The organism is Halomonas sp. E14 (assembly GCF_052568415.1).
This window is the reverse complement of record NZ_CP199423.1, coordinates 3,019,562-3,037,384: the sequence shown is the minus strand read 5'-3', so window position 1 is coordinate 3,037,384 and position 17,823 is coordinate 3,019,562. Positions and strand designations below refer to the sequence as shown.

The 17,823-nt window shown below is 67.8% G+C and carries 16 protein-coding genes; 9 read left to right on the top strand and 7 right to left on the bottom strand.

Annotation, left to right across the window (positions count from 1 at the left end):
- The first annotated feature begins 23 nt into the window (after positions 1-23).
- Entirely contained in the window at positions 24-545 is a 522-nt protein-coding gene (purE, locus tag ACT7B3_RS14130; RefSeq protein WP_444676878.1) for a 5-(carboxyamino)imidazole ribonucleotide mutase, read from the top strand.
- Positions 546-584: 39 nt separating this feature from the next.
- Positions 585-1,724 (top strand): 5-(carboxyamino)imidazole ribonucleotide synthase, encoded by a 1,140-nt coding sequence (locus ACT7B3_RS14125; protein ID WP_444676879.1) that lies wholly within the window; start codon positions 585-587, stop codon positions 1,722-1,724.
- A 64-nt stretch (positions 1,725-1,788) separates the two neighbouring features.
- Here the strand turns inward: ACT7B3_RS14125 and ACT7B3_RS14120 are convergent, their stop codons facing one another.
- Positions 1,789-3,810: a PhoX family protein gene (locus ACT7B3_RS14120; protein ID WP_445158375.1), complete on the bottom strand. Its 2,022-nt coding sequence runs from the start codon at positions 3,808-3,810 to the stop codon at positions 1,789-1,791.
- 220 nt (positions 3,811-4,030) lie between these two features.
- On the opposite strand from ACT7B3_RS14120, the gene ACT7B3_RS14115 reads away from it, so the two are divergent.
- The 3 genes from ACT7B3_RS14115 to ACT7B3_RS14105 all read left to right on the top strand — a co-directional run bounded on the left by ACT7B3_RS14115 (position 4,031) and on the right by ACT7B3_RS14105 (position 8,249).
- The gene (locus ACT7B3_RS14115) at positions 4,031-5,326 is read left to right on the top strand and encodes a ferredoxin reductase family protein (RefSeq protein ID WP_445158374.1); all 1,296 of its coding nucleotides are present in this window, start codon (positions 4,031-4,033) and stop codon (positions 5,324-5,326) included.
- Positions 5,323-5,679 carry a cytochrome b5 domain-containing protein gene (locus ACT7B3_RS14110; RefSeq protein ID WP_445158373.1) on the top strand — a complete coding sequence of 119 codons (357 nt, stop codon included), beginning with the start codon at positions 5,323-5,325 and terminating at the stop codon, positions 5,677-5,679. Before ACT7B3_RS14115 ends, ACT7B3_RS14110 begins: the two co-directional genes overlap by 4 nt.
- 152 nt (positions 5,680-5,831) lie before the next feature.
- Positions 5,832-8,249 (top strand): putative bifunctional diguanylate cyclase/phosphodiesterase, encoded by a 2,418-nt coding sequence (locus tag ACT7B3_RS14105; protein ID WP_445158372.1) that lies wholly within the window; start codon positions 5,832-5,834, stop codon positions 8,247-8,249.
- Here the strand turns inward: ACT7B3_RS14105 and ACT7B3_RS14100 are convergent.
- Positions 8,175-8,972, bottom strand: coding sequence for a TraX family protein (locus tag ACT7B3_RS14100; protein WP_445158371.1), 798 nt, complete (start codon positions 8,970-8,972; stop codon positions 8,175-8,177). The two genes, ACT7B3_RS14105 and ACT7B3_RS14100, sit on opposite strands and share 75 nt — an antisense overlap.
- Positions 8,973-9,118: 146 nt before the next feature.
- Here ACT7B3_RS14100 and ACT7B3_RS14095 point away from each other — a divergent pair, with 146 nt between their 5' ends.
- Positions 9,119-9,850, top strand: coding sequence for a glutamine amidotransferase-related protein (locus ACT7B3_RS14095; protein ID WP_445158370.1), 732 nt, complete (start codon positions 9,119-9,121; stop codon positions 9,848-9,850).
- Positions 9,837-11,039, top strand: coding sequence for a cation:proton antiporter (locus ACT7B3_RS14090; RefSeq protein WP_445158369.1), 1,203 nt, complete (start codon positions 9,837-9,839; stop codon positions 11,037-11,039). The genes ACT7B3_RS14095 and ACT7B3_RS14090 overlap by 14 nt, the downstream gene beginning before the upstream one ends.
- Here the strand turns inward: ACT7B3_RS14090 and ACT7B3_RS14085 are convergent.
- Positions 10,949-13,237 (bottom strand): heavy metal translocating P-type ATPase, encoded by a 2,289-nt coding sequence (locus ACT7B3_RS14085; protein WP_445158368.1) that lies wholly within the window; start codon positions 13,235-13,237, stop codon positions 10,949-10,951. The two genes, ACT7B3_RS14090 and ACT7B3_RS14085, sit on opposite strands and share 91 nt — an antisense overlap.
- A gap of 241 nt (positions 13,238-13,478) precedes the next feature.
- Here ACT7B3_RS14085 and cadR point away from each other — a divergent pair, with 241 nt between their 5' ends.
- Both cadR and ACT7B3_RS14075 read left to right on the top strand, forming a co-directional pair.
- Complete coding sequence (gene cadR / locus ACT7B3_RS14080) at positions 13,479-13,934, top strand: Cd(II)/Pb(II)-responsive transcriptional regulator (protein ID WP_445158367.1); 456 nt, start codon at positions 13,479-13,481, stop codon at positions 13,932-13,934.
- Between the two features lie 13 nt (positions 13,935-13,947).
- Entirely contained in the window at positions 13,948-14,565 is a 618-nt protein-coding gene (locus tag ACT7B3_RS14075; RefSeq protein ID WP_445158366.1) for a C39 family peptidase, read from the top strand.
- A 44-nt stretch (positions 14,566-14,609) separates the two neighbouring features.
- Here the strand turns inward: ACT7B3_RS14075 and ACT7B3_RS14070 are convergent, their stop codons facing one another.
- The 4 genes from ACT7B3_RS14070 to ACT7B3_RS14055 all read right to left on the bottom strand — a co-directional run bounded on the left by ACT7B3_RS14070 (position 14,610) and on the right by ACT7B3_RS14055 (position 17,716).
- Complete coding sequence (locus tag ACT7B3_RS14070) at positions 14,610-15,377, bottom strand: transporter substrate-binding domain-containing protein (protein WP_444676894.1); 768 nt, start codon at positions 15,375-15,377, stop codon at positions 14,610-14,612.
- 123 nt (positions 15,378-15,500) lie between these two features.
- Positions 15,501-16,232, bottom strand: coding sequence for an ABC transporter permease (locus ACT7B3_RS14065; RefSeq protein WP_444676895.1), 732 nt, complete (start codon positions 16,230-16,232; stop codon positions 15,501-15,503).
- 1 nt (position 16,233) lies between these two features.
- A complete protein-coding gene (locus ACT7B3_RS14060; RefSeq protein ID WP_444676896.1) occupies positions 16,234-16,935 on the bottom strand; it encodes an ABC transporter permease in 702 nt (233 codons plus the stop codon).
- Positions 16,936-16,945: 10 nt separating this feature from the next.
- On the bottom strand, positions 16,946-17,716 hold the full coding sequence (locus ACT7B3_RS14055) for an ABC transporter ATP-binding protein (protein WP_444676897.1): 771 nt from the start codon (positions 17,714-17,716) through the stop codon (positions 16,946-16,948).
- Positions 17,717-17,823: the final 107 nt, after the last annotated feature.

The window sequence follows — 17,823 nt, the reverse complement described above, 5'->3', positions numbered from 1 at the left end:
GCAGCATCACGGGGAACCGCAAAATGTCATCCAGCGAGCCGCCACGCGTAGGCGTGATCATGGGGTCGAAATCCGACTGGCCGGTCATGGAGCACGCCGTGGCGATGCTCGAACGCCTGGGCGTGGCCTACGAGACCCGCGTGGTCTCGGCGCACCGCACCCCGGACCTGCTGTTCGACTACGCCAAGAGCGCCGCCGGGCGCGGCCTGCAGGTAATCGTCGCCGGTGCCGGTGGGGCCGCCCACCTGCCGGGCATGGTGGCCTCGCAGACGGCGCTGCCGGTGCTGGGCGTGCCGGTGGAGTCCAAGGCGCTGAAGGGGCTCGATTCGCTGCTTTCCATCGTGCAGATGCCGGGCGGCATCGCCGTGGGCACGCTGGCCATCGGCAAGGCCGGGGCGACCAATGCCGGCCTGCTGGCGGCGCAGATCGTCGGCCTGCAGGATGCCAAGGTGCGTGCTGCCGTGGAGGCGTTTCGCGCCGAGCAGACCCAGACGGTGCTCGACAACCCCGATCCCCGGCCCGATCCGAGCCCTGCGGACGAATGAGCCGGCGCATCCATTGAGCCAGCGAGAGGAGAGAGCGACATGAATATCGGCGTACTCGGTGCCGGCCAGCTCGGCCGCATGCTGGCCCTGGCTGGCTACCCGCTGGGCAACCGCTTCACCTTCCTCGATACTACCGGCCACCCCAGCGCCGGGATCGGCGATGTCATGGTCTACACCGACCAGCATCACCTGCTCGACGACTTCCTGGCCAAGGTCGACCTGGTGACCTATGAGTTCGAGCACCTGCCCGTGGCACTGGTGCAGGCCATTGAGGAGGTCAAGCCGGTCTACCCCTCGAGCGAGGCGATCCGCATCTGCCAGAACCGCGCCGAGGAGAAGGCGCTGTTCGACCGCCTGGCCATTCCCACCCCCGCCTACCGCATCGTGGAGAGCGCCGAGGCGCTGGAAGCGGCGGCCCGCGAGCTGGGCACGCCGGTGGTGGCCAAGTCGGTCACCGAGGGCTACGACGGCAAGGGCCAGGCGGTGCTGCGCGACCCGGCCGAGGCGGCCGAGGCCTGGCGTTCGATCAATCACCCCAAGCTGATCGTCGAGGCCTTCGTCGACTTCGTGCGCGAGGTTTCGATCATCGCCGTGCGCGGCCGCGAGGGCGAGATGGCCTTCTACCCCATGGCCGAGAACCTGCACGTAGACGGCATCCTGCGCTATTCGCTGGCGCCGATGCCGGACCTCGACGAGGCAGTACAGCAGACCGCCGACGGCTATATTCGCGCGCTGCTCGACGAGCTCGACTACGTCGGCGTGCTGACCCTGGAGCTGTTCCAGACCCGTGACGGCAAGCTGCTGGCCAACGAGATGGCGCCCCGTGTGCACAATTCCGGCCACTGGACCATGGACGGCGCGGTGACCAGCCAGTTCGAGAACCACCTGCGCGCGATCCAGGGCCTGCCGCTGGGCGACACCTCGGCCCGCATGCCGACCTGCATGATCAACGTGATCGGCCAGGAGGGCGATCCGGCGGCCATACTCGCCATCTCCGACGCCCATCTGCACCGCTACGACAAGAGCGAGCGCCCCGGGCGCAAGCTCGCCCACGTCAACCTGCTGGCACCGACCCACGGCGAACTGCTGGAGAAAGTGCACGCCTGCGCCTGGCTGCTGCCCGAGGCGCCGGAGGCGCGCTTCAGCTTCGAGGACGCGTTCCGCCAGGGCAACCTGTAACACGGCAAGACGCAACGCAGCGGGCCCCGCCATTGGCGGGGCCCGCTGTTTTTTTGCCCCTCTCTTAGGCGCCGATGATACCGCCGTCCTCTCGGGTAATCACCAGCGTCGCCGAACGCGGAATGGCGCTGCCGCCGTCCGGCCAGTGGCTGACCAGCTCGCCCGCGGCGAACGCCTCGGCGCTGGTGGTGGCGCCGGGGTGCTGCACATTGACGAACATGGTGCGCTGGTCCGGGGTGGTGACCACGCCGGTGATCTCCTGGCCGATGGGGCCGGTCAGGAAGCGGCGGATCTCGCCGCTCTCGGGGTTGGCGACGAGCATCTGGTTGTTGCCGAACACCTCGTGGATGCCGGTGTTCATCACCGACTCGCTGATGTCGGTCTGGATCCACACGCGGCGATCGGGGTCGATCCACAGCCCGTCGGGGCTGGCAAAGATCGCCTCCTGGCCCAGCGGCTCACCGGCCAGGTCGCGCCCGCTATCCTGATCGCCGGCCAGCACGAAGATATCCCACGTGAAGTGCTCGGCGGCATGGGTGCCGTCCTCCTGCCAGCGAATGATGTGGCCGAAGTGGTTCTCGGCGCGCGGGTTGGCGGCGTCGAGCTGCGCTTCGCTGCGGCGGGTGTTGTTGGTCAGGGTGAAGTAGACCTGGCCGGTGGCGGGGTCGACGGCGCCCCACTCGGGGCGGTCCATCTTGGTGGCGCCGACATGGTCGGCGGCGCTGCGGGTGTTGACCAGGATGTCGGCCAGGTCGGCGAAGCCGTTCTCCGGCGTCAGGCCGTTCTGGCCCGGGGCCAGCGCCAGCCACTCGCCGCTGCCATCGTCGTTGAACCTGGCCACGTAGAGGGTGCCTTCGTCGAGCAGCGAGCCGTCGGAGCTGGCGGCCTGATAGGGGCGAGCCGAGACGAACTTGTAGATGTACTCGAAGCGGGCGTCGTCGCCGGAGTAGGCCACCACCGGCTGGCCTTCCACCGCCGGGGCGAAGATCACCCCCTCGTGGGCGAAGCGGCCCAGGTGGGTGCGCTTGACCGGCGTGCTCTCCGGATCGAAGGGGTCGATCTCGACCATGTAGCCGAAGGCGTGGGGCTCGTTGCGGTAATCCTCGCTGGGCGAGGCGCCGTAGGAAGTGGCGTCGAAGCGTGCGAACTCGTCGGCGCCGCCCTGGGCGCGGTGCCATTGGTAGCGGCCTTCGGCGCGCGTCTCGATGCCGTAGCGGCTCTGGCGACGGTCGAGCTCGGCATCTTCGTTGGCGAAGTAGCCGGCCCAGTTCTCCTCGGCGGCCAGGTAGGTGTTCCACGGCGTGACGCCGTGGGCGCAGTTGTTCAGGGTGCCGCGGGTCATGCGGCCGTCGGGGCTGTACTTCGTTACCACGTGCTCGGTGCCCGCTACCGGCCCGGCCAGCTGCATCGGCGTGAGACCGGTGACCCGACGGTTGAGGCGATCCTCTACCACCTGCCACTGGCCGTCGTCGCCCTGGCGCACCCGCACCACCGAGACGCCGTGGGCGTTGAGCTCCTTGCGCACCTGGTCGGCATCGCGGGAACCGTCCTCGTGCTGCGGGAAGCCGTCGGCGTCCAGCGCCAGCCCGGCCGCCGCCCCGTGCAGGAAGCGCGGCTCGACGTATTCGTGGTTGAGCACCAGCAGGCCGTCGCGGGAACTGCCGTCGATGGCGAAGTAGTGCATGCCGTCATGGTGACTGCCGATCTGGTGCGCCTGGTCCTCGCCGCTGGCGTCCAGCGAGAAGGCCGGCATGCTGCCGCTGATCGGCGTGCCCCAGGGAATGAAGGCCTGCACCCGGTAGCCTTCCGGTACCACCACGCTGTCGCCGGTGCCGATCGGAATCGCCTGGAAGCCGAGACTGGGGCCGGGGAGACCGGTTCCCGCGGCCAGGGCGCGGCCGAAGGGCAGGCTGGCAGCCATCGCGCCAGCCACCGCCGCCGCCAGGCTGCCGCGCAGCAGCGTGCGGCGGCTCATGCGCGCCTCGAGGATATCGCCGAAGTAGGCATTGGCGGAGGGATTGCTCATCGGTTCGTCGCCGGCAGCAAGGATGGGGTCAACGCGGCCGGGATACTGGTGCTGGGTCATGGGCTTCTCGCATTCGTCGGCGGGTGTCGGATGACCACTATCCGCTGGCCATGTTGCATCGGCATGAACGAATGAAGGGAGTTTCATGACAGCTTTTTTCAGGCGAGGGCATGGCGCTCTCATTGATGTAAGTCAAGGCTTGGTCAAACGGCGCCCTGGCCTGTTGCAGATGCAAACGAAGCGAAGAAACTGAAGCAAGATGCCCCGCCGGGAGAAGAGAATGCAATGGCCGCGTCGTGGTGGTGACCTGCTGCTGTGGATGCTGGTGGGGCTGCCGCTGGCAGCGGCGCTGCCGCGCCTGGGGATGCCCGAGGCTCGAGTCGAGTCTGCGCTGAGCTGGCTGGGCCATGCCAGCGGCATCCTGGCGCTGGCGCTAATGCTGTTGGCGGCCGCGGTAAGCCTGCGAGTGCCGGGCAGCGACCGCCCCTTCGGTGGGCTCACGCGGCTTTGGCGCGTTCATCACTGGCTGGGCTACTGGGCCTTCATCCTGGTGATGGTTCACGTGCTCGCCCTGGCACTGGCTGCGCTGCCGGTCTCGCTGGAAGCGGCGGTGGCGCTGTTGGTGCCGCCGCCGGTCCAGGTCGCCTTCTGGCTGGGCTGGCTTGCCTGGTTGGCCTTGGTGATCTTTCTTGCGCCTACCTTCGGCTTCTTTGGACGCCCCCACTACCAGCGCTGGAAGCGCCTGCATCTGGTCTCCGCTGTGGCGCTGCTGCTGGCGCTCGCGCATGCGCTGCCCCTGGCCGGCGAGCGCTGGCCCTGGATCATGCTGGGATTCGCGGGGCTGTCGGCGGTGGCCTGGCGCAAGCTGCTGGCTGAGCGCTTGGGGCGCCGGTCGTATCGCGTCGAGGCGGTGCATCGCCTGGCCCGTGACGTGGTCGAGCTGGAGCTGGCCCCGGAAGATCGTCCGCTGATCCATGAGGCGGGCCAGTTCGTCTATCTGACGCCGCGGGATGGCACGCTGCAGGCGGGCTGCGGCGAGGAGCACCCCTACACCCTGGCCTCGGCGCCCCAGGCCAGCCACCTGCGTATCGGCATCAAGGATCTGGGCGACGCCAGCCATGCGCTGCAGACGGTCGCGCCGGGCAGCTGCGTCGAGCTCGAAGGGCCCTATGGCGGCTTCCTTCCGCAGCATCCGCCGCGGCGCAACGTGCTGTGGCTTGGCGGTGGCATCGGTATCACCCCCTTCGTCAGCGCGGCGCGAGGCTTTGCCCAGGGCGCGGCGACCGACGGACGCCCCCACTTGATCTACCTGTGCGATGCGCCCGAGCGTGCCTACTACCTGGAGGAGCTGAGCCGGATCGCCAAAGCCCAGGGTGACTTTACCGTCACGCCGCACTACTACCGCCATGCCGGTGCCATGAGCGAGGCGTTCCTGCGTCAGCACTGCCCCGACTACCGCGAGCGCGAGGTCTATCTCTGCGGGCCTCCGGCCATGAGCGCCCATCTCGTCCGCCTGCTGCGCGACCACGGGGTGCCTGCCGCCCGCATTCACAGCGAGGTGTTCGATTTCCTATGAACAAGCTGGCCTATACCGTGTTCGTGGCCTTCATTGCCAGCATGCTCACGCTGATCGCCGTGCATCGGCTGGTGCCCGAGCAGGAGCCGGGCGACGGTGAGGCCCGTGCCGGCATCACTGCCGCTGAGCTTGCGCGGCATGACTCGGCGGCCAGCTGCTGGAAGGCCATCGACGGACAGGTCTACGATGTGACTGCCTATGTGGACGCCCACCCGACGGATCCGGAGGTGATCCTTGCCTGGTGCGGGCGCGACGCCACCGAGGCGTGGCGCAACAAGCGCCCCGGTGTGCCGCACAGCGCGCGCGCCCAGGCCCGTCTGCAGGCATATCGGGTTGGGCCTCTTGCCGAATAGGCCGGCCGGGAGGGGGCAGCCAAGGCAAGAAAGACCAGTAAGTCGAAACAAAGGGCGCTGATAAAAGAGTACATGCGCAAGGTCGCCAAAAGGCTCGGCTTTGCGCCATGATACTTGCCTGGGCATACAAAACCTTACATAGAGCCTTTCGCATGTCACTTTCGTTTCAGGGAAAGAACCGTCAGTTCGATGCCGCTCCGGTCGCCGTCCGTTCCTATCGACGTCAGCTCGTCGGCGAGCAGGTGTGTCTGCTCTATCAGCGCCTCTGGCAGCCCGTGCTATCCAGCGTGCTGGCGGCCGTACTGCTGGTGGCGACCATGTGGCCGATCATGCCCCCCAGCCACCTGCTGCTGTGGCTCTGCGCACTGATTCTGGCGTCCGGTGCCCGGCTGTGGCTGGCCAGGTGCTATCACCGCGAAGCGGCGAGCCAACGCCATCCCCGCCGCTGGTTGAGCCGCTTCGCCTGGGGTGTGGCAATTGCCGGCGGGCTGTGGGGCATGGCCGGTGCGACGATGTTCACCATGGAGCACCACGGTCAGCTCGCCGCACTCTCCATCGTGCTGGCCGGCATCGCCGCCGGCGGCGTCACGACGCTGTCGGCGGTGTGGTGGGTGGCGCCGCTGTTCGTGCTGCCGGCTATGCTGCCGCTGCTGGGCCACCTGCTGTGGCAGGGCACGCCGCTAGCCGCGCTGCTGGCCACCATGATTCTGCTGTTCATCGGCCTGGTGCTGGTGAGCAGCCGCCGGCTCAATCACATCATCACCGACAACCTGTCGCTGCGCCTGTTGGTGACCTCGCGCGAGAAGCAGCTGAGCGAGAGCGAGGCACGCTACCGTGCAATCTTCCGCCATACCCCGCTCGGGGTGATGCACTTCGACCGCCAGGGCACGGTGGTGGATTGCAACGAGATGTGCCTCGTTATCCTGGGAACCAGCCGCCAGCGGCTATTGGGCATCAACCTGCTGACTCAGCTCGAGGACGAGCGTGTGAGCAAGGCGGTACAAGATGCCCTGGAGAGCGGCACCGGCTATTTCGAGGGGACTTACCGCAACCTGGTCAGCGGCAAGAAGACCCCGCTGCGGGCTTTCTACAGCGCTCTGCGCAACGAAGCGGGCGAGGTGGTGGGCGGGGTGGCGATCATCGAGGATTTCACCGAGCGCAAGCAGGCCGAGGCGACGATTCACCGCCAGGCTTTTTTTGATCCCCTGACCGAACTGCCCAACCGGCGGCTGCTGATCGAGACGCTGGCCTCCACCCTCCGCGACCGTCGCGACGATGGCCACCTGGGCCTGGTGATGTTCCTCGATCTCGACCGTTTCAAGATCATCAACGACACCCTGGGGCATGTCGTAGGTGACGAGCTGCTGCGCCAGGTGAGCCTGCGGCTGCTGCAGTGCATGAACGACGGTGAAATGGCGGCCCGCCTCAGCGGTGACGAATTCGTGGTGCTGCTGCCGCGGCTGAGCGGCGACCGCGAGGCCGAACTCGCGAAGGCCGAGGCGCTGGCCTTGCATCTGCTCGCGACCCTGCGTAAGGCCTACGACCTGCACGGCCAGCGCATCAGCGTCACCCCAAGCATCGGCTATACGCTGTTCCCGCTGGCCGACGAGGATGTGGGCGACGTGCTGCGCAATGCCGATACCGCGATGTACCAGGCGAAGATGAAGGGGCGCGCGCAGGTGTGCGGCTACGAGCCGGCGATGCAGGCCCAGATGGCCTGGCGGCTGGAAATGGAGCAGGCCCTGCGGCGCGCCCACCTGGAACGGCAGCTTGATGTGCACTTCCAGCCGCAGCTCGACCAAGACGGGCGGATCATCGGCGCCGAGGCGCTGATGCGCTGGGAGCATCCCGAGCAAGGCTGGGTGTCGCCGGAGGTGTTCATCGGCATCGCCGAGGAGAGCGATTTGATCGTCGAGCTGGAGTCGTGGCTGCTCGACCACTGCTGCGCGCTGCTGGCGCGGCTGCCCGAGACGGTGCTGCCGCGCCTGGCGGTCAACATCAGCGTTCGCCACTTCACCCAGCCGGGCTTCGTCGAGAGCGTCATGGCGGTGGTCGAGCGGCATGGTGTGGTGCCCTCACGGCTGGTCATCGAGCTGACCGAGAGCATCATGATCGATGGGCTCGGCGAAGCGGTGGAGCGCATGCAGGCGCTCAAGGCATTTGGCGTGCAGCTGGCGCTCGATGACTTCGGCACCGGCTTCTCCTCGCTGATGTACCTCAAGTGCCTACCGCTGGATGAGCTGAAGATCGATCGCAGCTTCGTCGGGCAGCTCGACACCGACGCAAGCGATGCCGCCATCGTCCAGACCGTGCTGGCCATGGCACAGCACCTGGGGATCGACGTGGTGGCCGAAGGGGTTGAGAACGCCGCACAGCTGGGCTTTCTTGCTTCGCGCGGCTGCAGGCGCTTCCAGGGCTTCCATTTCCACCGCCCGATGCCGGTGGCGGCCTTCGTACGCCTGCTGGGCGAGCCTGCCGCGCTTCGGGGCGTCGTGTCAGGCCAGCCCGCCGCTGGCCCACAGCCACAGGGCGATGAGGGCGAAGTGGCCGGGATACCAGCCCAGCCATAGCCGGCGGGGCATGACCAGCGGCACCGACGGGGCTAGGCGATGGGCGCCGGCGGCCAGCCACAGCACCACCAGGCAGGTGGCCACGGTGAACGACTTGGCCATGTCGGAGCTGTTCATCAACCCTGCTACCACCAGCACGGGGGCCGCCAGCAGGGCGGCACCCAGACGCTGCTGCAGTGCCGGCCCGGCGGCGTGCAGCTGATGCATGGCCAGCATGAACAGCGGGATCAGCAGCAGGCCGCGATGCCCGTATTCCACCCAGTGCCCGGCTACCTGCCAGGCTGCCACCGAAAACACCAGGCCGAGCAGCAGGTGCAGGTCGGTGCCGCCCTGCTGCAGGCGGCCGAGCGCGTCGCGCAGCCAGGCCCCCCAGGCCAGCCCCAGCGCCAGGGTGAAGCAGACGTTGAGAATGAAGGCATCGGAGGCGCGCGGCATCATCATGTAGGGCAGCTGCGCCACCAGGCCAATGATCAGGATGCGCCGGGCATAGCGCTGCGGATTGCGCGTGTTGAACAACCCATGCCAGGCCACCATGGCGGCAAACAGCGGGAAGGCGATGCGGCCCAGCGACGACCCGGCCCAGGCGAGGTCCAAGTGTCCGGGCAGCACATAGCGGGTCAGGTGATCAATGGTCATGGTGGCGAGCGCCAGCCATTGGCCCCAGCCGGTCCAGGTCGAAGTGGGGCGCTCAGGCAGCGCCATGGAGGTTGCCTGCAGGGTCATCATGACCTCCCTGTGATGATGACGCGTGATACGTCTGTTGACCGGAGCGCTGCTCCGGGAGTTCCGCCGCCGTGCGCTGCGCTTGGCGAGGCGCCTTGCCGGTGGCAGGCTGGCGGCAGGATGTGTGCAACGAAAGGAGAAGCATGATGCGTATCGGGCTGTTGCAGTGCGACGACGTGGCCCCCGAACTGCGGCGGGTGCATGGAAATTATCCCGAGATGTTCGCTGCGCTGTTCGAGAAAGTCGAGCCTTCGCTCGAGTTTCGCACCTGGCGCTGCATGGACGGCGAGATTCCCGATGACATTGATGCCGTCGACGCCTGGATGACCACCGGCTCGAAGCATGGCGTCAACGACGGGCTGCCCTGGGTCGAGGAGCTGAGCGATTTCGTGCGCCGACTATGGCGGGCCGGCAAGCCGCTGGTGGGGATCTGCTTCGGCCACCAGCTGATGGCCAAGGCGCTGGGTGGCGAGGTGGTCAAGAGCGAGCGCGGCTGGGGTGTGGGCATGTCGTTCAACCGCGTCACGACGCGGGCGGCCTGGATGGAGCCCTGGCAGCCCGGCCTCGACCTGATCGTCAGCCACCAGGACCAGGTCGAGACGCTGCCCCCCGAGGCCATGGTCGTGGGCGGCAGCGATTTCTGCCCCCATTACCTGATGCAGATCGGCGAGCACTTCCTCGGCGTACAGGGCCACCCGGAGTTCTCCAAGGCCTACTCCCGCGACCTGATGGCGCTGCGCCGCGAGCGGGTCGGGGACGAGCGCGTGCGAGAGGGGATGGCCTCGCTCGAGGCTCCGGTCAGCGACACCTTGATGGCACGCTGGATCGTCAATTTCCTCCGCAGCGCCATGGGGGGACGCGGGGATGGCGGGCGCTAACGCCTGGCAGGCGCCGTTCGGCGAGCTGGGGGTGGAAACCGCCAACCTGCTGCTGCTGGGTACCATCCTGACCCTGAGTATCTTCGCCGATGCGCTGGCCAACCGAACGCGCCTGCCGCGCATCTCGCTGCTGGTGCTGGTGGGGGTCGGCGTGGCCATGGTGCAGCAGTGGGGGCTTGGGCACGACGGTGGACAGCCCTTGGGCGGGCTGACCGAGCCGCTGATTCAGGTGGCGCTGGTGATGGTAGCCTTTCTGATGGGCGGCGAGCTGACCCGTGAGCGCCTGCGTAGCACCGGTGCGCTGATTGTCATGGTGTCGCTTGGCATCGCGGCCGTGGGGATCACGGTGGTGGGCCTGGGCCTGCTGGCGCTCGGCTTCCCCCTGGTGGTGGCCGTCAGCCTGGCGGCCATCTCGGTGGCCACCGATCCGGCCGAGGTCAGCGAGACCCTGCACGAGACGGGCAACAAGAGCGTGCGCGCGCGCCTGCTGATGGGCGTCGTCGCCATCGACGACCTGTGGGGTATCCTGGTCTTCGGCCTGGCCATGGCGCTGCTGAGCTGGCAGCTCGATCACGACGCGGGAACCGCTCTGCTGATGGCGGGCTGGGAGCTGGGCGGGGCGCTGCTGCTGGGGGCGGCGGTCGGCCTGCCCGCCGCCTGGCTGACGGGGCGGCTGCGGCAGGGAGAGCCCACTCAGGTGGAAGCCATCGCCCTGATTCTGCTGCTGGCGGGGCTGTCGAGCTGGATGCAGGTCTCGGCGCTGCTGGCTGCCTTGCTGGCCGGTGCCCTGGTGGTCAACCTGTCTGTGCATCACCGCCGCTCCTTCAATGAGATCGAGCATATCGAGTGGCCCTTCCTGGTGTTCTTCTTCGTTCTGTCCGGTGCCAGCCTCGACTTGCACTACGCCGGGCAGGCGCTCGGTGTCACCGTGGCCTATGTTCTGCTGCGCCTGGCCGGGCGCTACCTGGGTGGCCTGCTCGGGGTGGTGCTGGCCAGGCGGCATGGGGTCGCATTGCCGGCTTCGGTCGGCCTGGCAATGACGCCCCAGGCCGGCATCGCCATGGGCATGGCCCTGCTGGTCACCGAGCGCTTCCCCGATCACGCCACCCTGTTGATGTCGGCAGTGGTCGTCTCCACGGTGGTTTTCGAGCTGTTCGCGCCGTTCTTCGTCAGGCGCGTGATCCGCTGAGCGCCGCCATGGCGCAGCAGGCGCAGGCCGTTGGCCACTACGATCAGGCTGGCGCCCATGTCGGCGAACACCGCCATCCACAGGGTGGCGTGGCCGGTGAAGGCGAGCGCCATGAACACCGCCTTGAGGCCCAGGGCGATGGCGATGTTTTGCATCAGCACCCGGCGCGTCCCCCGCGAGAGGCGCAGGAAATCGGCCAGGCGGCGCGGGTCGTCGTCCATCAGCGCTACGTCGGCGGTCTCGATGGCGGCGTCGCTGCCCAGCGCGCCCATGGCGAAGCCGATGTCGGCGCGCGCCAGCGCCGGGGCGTCGTTGATGCCGTCGCCCACCATGCCCACCGGCCCCAGCTCAGCACGCGCTTCGATCATTGCCAGCTTGTCCTCCGGCAGCAGGGCGCCGTGGGCCTCGTCGATGCCGGCCTGGGCCGCCACCGCGGCCACGCTGGCCGGGGTATCGCCGCTGAGCATCAGCGTGGTCACGCCCAGCCGGTGCAGCGCCTCAATGGCCTCGCGGCTCTCTTCGCGCAGCGGGTCGCCGACGGCGAACACCGCCAGCGGACGCGATTCTTCCCCCAGGATCACCAGCGTCTCGCCGCGGGCCTCGTGCCCGGCGAGATGCGCGTCGAGGGTTTCGTCCGGCGCTGCGAACTGCTGCATCAGCCGCCGGTTGCCGAGCCACAGCGTGAGACCGGCATGGCTTGCCACCACGCCGCGGCCGGGCAGCTCGCGCACCTCGCTCACTTCCATGGGGTCGACGCCATCGGCCTCGGCAGCGCGTGCCAGCGCTGCCGACACCGGGTGCGACGAGCGCCCGGCGAGCCCCGCCGCCAGGGCGCGCAGTCGCTCGCGAGCGGCCGCGTCCAGCGTGCTGTCGAGGGGATGCCAGGTCCGCTGCGAGGGGCGCCCCTGGGTCAGGGTACCGGTCTTGTCGAAGGCGAGGGTGACCAGGCGGTGCCCCTGTTCGAGTACGTTGCCGCCCTTGATCAGAATGCCCGCCCTGGCGGCGGCGGCCAGCCCGCTGACCACGGTGACCGGGGTGGAGATCACCAGCGCGCAGGGGCAGGCGATCACCAGCAGCACCAGGGCGCGGTAGATGCCCTCCAGCCAGCTGACGCCGAACAGCCATGGCCAGGTGAGCCCTACCAGCAGGGCGATGCCGAATACCACAGGCGTGTAGACGGCGGCGAAGCGGTCGATGAAGCGCTGGGTGGGCGCGCGACTGGCCTGGGCCTGCTCCACGGTATGGATGATGCGTGCCAGGGTGGTGTCGCTTGCCGCCCGGGTGGTGCGGTAGAGGAATTCGCTGCCCTGGTTGACGCTGCCGGCGAACACGGCCGCGCCGGGTGCCTTGTCCACCGGCAGGCTCTCGCCGGTGATGGGCGATTCGTCCAGCGCCGGATGGCCCTCGGCCACGCTGCCGTCCAGCGCCAGGCGCTCGCCCGGCCGCACCCGCACCAGGCTGCCGGTGACGACTTCGCTGGCCGGCATGCTGCGAAAGGCGCCATCGGCCTGGCGCACGCTGGCGCTTTCCGGCGCCAGCGAGAGCAGCTCGCGGATGGCGTTGCGCGCGCGGCCTAGCGAACGCGCCTCGATGCGCTCGGCCAGGGTGAACAGCACCAGCACCATGGCCGCCTCGGCCCATTGGCCGATCAGCAGCGCGCCGGTCACCGCCACGCTCATCAGCGCATTGATGTTCAGCGTGCGGTGGCGCAGGGCGATGAAGCCCTTCTTCCAGGTCGGCAGGCCGACCAGGGCGATGGCCGTCAGCGCCAGCGCGGCGGCCAGCCACGGCTCGGCCAGTGCCAGCCAGTCGCTGGCTTCGGCGGCCAGTGCCAGCAGTGCGGCAGCACCCAGCTTCCACCAGTTCTCCGTACTGCTCGCCGCGGGGGTACGCCGGGCCGGATCGTGGCGCCGTGCGCTCATGCCGGTGGAGGCAATGCGGCGCTCGATCGCCTCCTCCACCGCGTTGCGGTGGTGCACCGTCAGCACGCGGTTGACCAGATCGAAGTCGAGCCGCTCGATGCCTGGCGTGTCGCCCAGTGCCCGGCGCAGCAGCGCCTCTTCGGTGGGGCAGTCCATCGCCTCGATATGCAGGCGCAGCGACTGCGTGCCGGGCGGCAGCCGGTCGCGCTTCCGTGCGGCGGGCGCGGCAGGCGCGGCAGGCGCGGTGCAGCTCGAGCAGCAGGTGCGTTCGGTCATGGCAGGACTCCGTGTCATCGTATAGGCTGATGACACACCCTGTAGCCACTATAGAGTCAAGCTGGAAACGCGCTATAAATGGCTGCGCAAGCGAATCGCTGCGTTACGCGCTGCCGATGCGTCGGACCGTCGCAATCCTCACCTATACCGCATAGGCTCCGGTTACTGCGCTGCGGGCGCCTTGCGCTTCATCTTGCTCGCCAATTTCTAGAGCGTTCCCCAAGTCCATGCGAGGCCCCACATGAAAATCGGTGAGCTGGCCACCCGCACCGGCTGTGCGGTGGAAACCATCCGCTACTACGAGCGCGAGGGACTGCTGCCCGAGCCTGCCCGCTCCAGCGGCAACTATCGCCTCTATGCGGAGCCCCATGCCGAGCGGCTGCGCTTCATCCGTCACTGCCGCACGCTGGACATGACGCTGGAGGAGATCCGTACCCTGCTCGATTATCACGACCGGCCGCGTCAGCCCTGCAACGCGGTGAACGGCTTGATCGACGACCACCTGGCCCACGTCGAGGCGCGTATCGAGCAGCTTCAGGCACTGCGCCAGGCCCTCGTCACCCTGCGCTCGCGCTGCAACGGCGAGACCGACTCCAGCCACTGCGGTATTCTCCAGGAACTGGCCCAGCCGGTGGCGGAACGGCTCGTGGAGCCGCGGGAGCCAAGCCACGTGCCGGGCCCTCACAAGGGCCATTGATCGAGAGGCACCGATGTCGAACAGGGATGTTCCTGCTTATTACTCTCAATGGGTTTCCAGCGAGCGCATTCCCGATCTGCTCGCCGGACGCCTGCACGCCGCCGACGATCCCCGCTGGGCCGAGTCCGGTGCACCCAGCGCCGAGACGTACGCGCGCTGGGCCTCGCACATCTGCGGCATGGCCTGCACCAAGATGCTGCTCGAGGAGTTGCGCGGCGAGCGGGCGACTCTGTTCGAGCTGCTCGAAAGGTGCCGGGAAGTTGGCGGCTATGTGGTTTCGGAGGCGGGCATCAAGGGCCTCTACTATCGGCCTTTGGTGCAGCTGCTGAGGGAGCGTCACGCGCTGGAGGCCGAGGTCGTGGAGCACGTCGAGGCCGAGCGGATTGCCGAATGGTTGGACGAGGGGCATCGCGTCATCGCCTCGGTGCACCCTTCGATTCGCACGCCCGAGCAGGACCCGCCGCAGCGGGGCGGGCATCTGGTCTATCTCTTCGGGCGCGACGAGAGCGGACGCCTGCGCTTTCACAACCCTTCCGGGCTGCCCGGAGTGAATCAGGCGGATGTCCGCCTTGCGCCTGCGGTGTTCGAGCGCTTCTTCGCCGGGCGCGGCATCCTGATACGGCGCGGCTAGCCGACGTCACCTCCCCCGGCCGAGCGGCCGAGGGAGGGCGGCTATCACTCTTCGCCGAAGTATCGCTGGTAGATCTCGTCGTAGGTGCCGTCTTCCTTCAGCGTGGCCAGGGCCTCGTTGAAGCGCTCGGCGAGTGCCTCGTCGCGCGGGCGGAAGGCAATGCCGAAGCCTTCGCCGAAGTACTCTTCCGGTTCGGTGACGGCTTCGCCGATCATCACGAACTCGCCGCGCTCGCTCTCGAGCAGGGTGGTGCGGCCGATCGGGTAGTCGAGGAAGACGATATCCAGGCGCTGGGCCTGCAGGTCGAGCACCATGTCGTCGGCGGTGGAGTAGCGGCTGACGCTGGCGACGCGGCCGAACATGTCGGTGACATAGTTGTCCTGCAGGGTACCGCGCTGCACGCCGATGGTCATGCCGGCCAGGGTCTCTTCGTTGGCCGTCTCGATGTCCAGGTCGGCCGGGCCGAACCAGGCCGAGGGCATGGTGATGTACGGGTCGGAGAAGCGCACGGTCTGGCGGCGCTCTTCGTTGATCGTCATCGACGACATGATGGCGTCGTAGTTGCGCGACAGCAGGCCGGGAATGATGCCGTCCCACTCCTGCTCGATCCACTCGCAGGTGATGCCCATCTCGGCGCACAGGGCGTTGCCCAGCTCGATGTCGAAGCCGGTCAGCTCGCCCTCGGGGGTGCGGTACTCCATCGGCTCGTAGGGTACGTCGACGCCGAAGCGCACGTGGTCGTAGTCGCGGGCCTGGGCGCTACCGGCGGCCAGCGCCACACCCAGCAGAGAGACGGTCAGCAGTTTTTTCATGACGGTTTTCCCTTTGTTGTCGTTCGACCACCTGGTCGGTGGACGTCGTGCCTGAATTTATCGCAGCCTTGCCGGGGTCGAAACCCCTGCGCGCGGGTTTTTCCAACGCCTGTTTGACGCGGCTTAGCCGCCGCCAAGCGGTTTCAGGTGGGCCAGCATGCGTTTCTCCAGGTAGCGGAAGAAGTAGAGGATGGCGAAGGTCAGGCACAGGTAGATCGCCGCGGCGAACAGGAAGGCCTCGAACGGGGCATAGAAGCGCGCATAGACGAAGCGCGCCGCACCGGTGATGTCCATCAGCGTGACCACGCTGGCGATGGCGCTGGCGTGCAGCATGAAGATCACCTCGTTGCCGTAGGCCGGCAGGGCGCGCCGGAAGGCGCTGGGCAGCACGATGCGCCGCATCATCAGGCTCTGCGACATGCCGTAGGCCCTGGCCGCCTCGATCTCGCCGCGCGGGGTGGCCTTGATCGCGCCGCGGAAGATTTCGGTGGTGTAGGCCGCGGTGTTGAGGGTGAAGGCGATCAGCGCCGGATAGAAGGCCTCGCGCAGGATCGGCCACAGGAAGGTCTCCTGGATGCCGTCGAAGAACACCACGCCGTAGTAGATGATGTAGAGCTGAATCAGCAGCGGGGTGCCGCGGAACACGTAGGTATAGATGTAGATGGGCAGGCTGATCCAGCGGCGGCCGGAGCTGCGGCCGATGGCTAGCGGTATCGCCAGCACCAGGCCGACCACCAGCGACAGGAACACCAGCTGGGTGGTGGTCACCAGCCCTTCCCAGTAGTAGGCCAGGGTCTGGGGAGTGAAGATGCGGTTGCCGGCGAGCAGCTCGTTGAGCCAGGGCAGATTGTCCATGTCAGTGACCTCCGAAGCCGACGTTGTAGCGCTTCTGCAGCCGGGCGAACATCCACTCCGAGACGCTGGCGATCAGCAGGTAGACGGCGGCCACCGGGATCAGGAAGGTGAACGGCTCGTGGGTGGCGCGGGAGGCTTCGGCGGCTACCCGCACCATGTCCGAGAGGCCGATCACCGAGACCAGCGCGGTGGTCTTGAGCAGCACCATCCAGTTGTTGGAGATGCCCGGCAGGGCGTGGCGCATCATCTGCGGGAAGCGGATGCGCCGGAATACCAGCCAGGGGCTCATGCCGTAGGCCTTGCCGGCCTCGATCTGGCCGTGCTCAACGGCCATGAAGGCGCCGCGGAAGGTCTCGCCCATGTAGGCGCCGAAGATGAAGCCAATAGTAATGACGCCAGCGGCGAAGGCGTTGAGATTGACATACCAGTCAAGCCCGGTGCGGTCGTAGAGGGCATCGGTGAGCGCGTTCAGCGCCATCTGGCCGCCGAAGAACAGCAGCAGCATCAGTACCAGGTCGGGCACGCCGCGAATCACCGTGGTGTAGAGCGTGGCCACCTTGTGCAGCAGCCAGTTGCGCGACATCTTGGCGCTGGCCGTGAGCAGCCCCAGCGCCAGGGCCAGGATCAGGGAAAGCACGGCGAGCTGGAGGGTGACGCCGGCGCCCTCCACCAGCCGCGGGCCGTAACCGTGTAGATCGAGCATGGAGGTACCCTCAGTACTTGGGCGCCAGGAACTGCTTGAGCCGCGGCGAGGTGGGGTTGACCAGCACGTCCTGGGGCGTGCCGGCCTCTTCGACCAGGCCCTGGTGCAGGAAGATCACCTGGCTGGAGACGTCGCGAGCGAAGCCCATCTCGTGGGTCACCACCACCATGGTGCGGCCCTCGTCGGCCAGGTCGCGCATCACCTTGAGCACGTCGCCGACCAGCTCCGGATCGAGCGCCGAGGTGGGCTCGTCGAACAGCATCACTTCCGGGTCCATCGCCAGCGCGCGGGCAATGGCGCCGCGCTGCTGCTGGCCGCCGGACATCTGCGCCGGATAGGCGTCCGCCCGGGCGGTCAGGCCGACCCGTTCGAGCAGGGCGCGGGCGTGCTCGATGGCTTCCTTCTTGGGCTTGCCCAGCACGTGGATGGGGGCCTCGATGATGTTCTCGAGCAGGGTCATGTGCGACCACAGGTTGAAGCTCTGGAATACCATCGACAGGCGTGCGCGCATGCGCACTACCTGCTTCCAGTCTTCCGGTTCGCGCCCGTGTCGGGTGTGCTTGAAGCGAATCTCCTCGCCGTGGACGATCAGGTCGCCCTCGTCGGGCTGCTCGAGCAGGTTCATGCAGCGCAGGAAGGTGCTCTTGCCGGAGCCCGAGGCTCCGATCAGGGTGATGACGTCACCCTTGTGGGCCGCCAGCGACAGGCCCTTGAGAACTTCGGTATCGCCGAAGCGCTTCTTGATGTTGCGCACTTCGAGGGGGATCGGGGTATCGGCCATGGGACGGGCTCCAGGTCGGGACAGGTCGCCTGAGACGACGCGCCGGGTCAAGCAGACAGGCACGAAAAAGGGGCGATTCTAACAGGCCTGGAGCCTTTGGGCAGAGG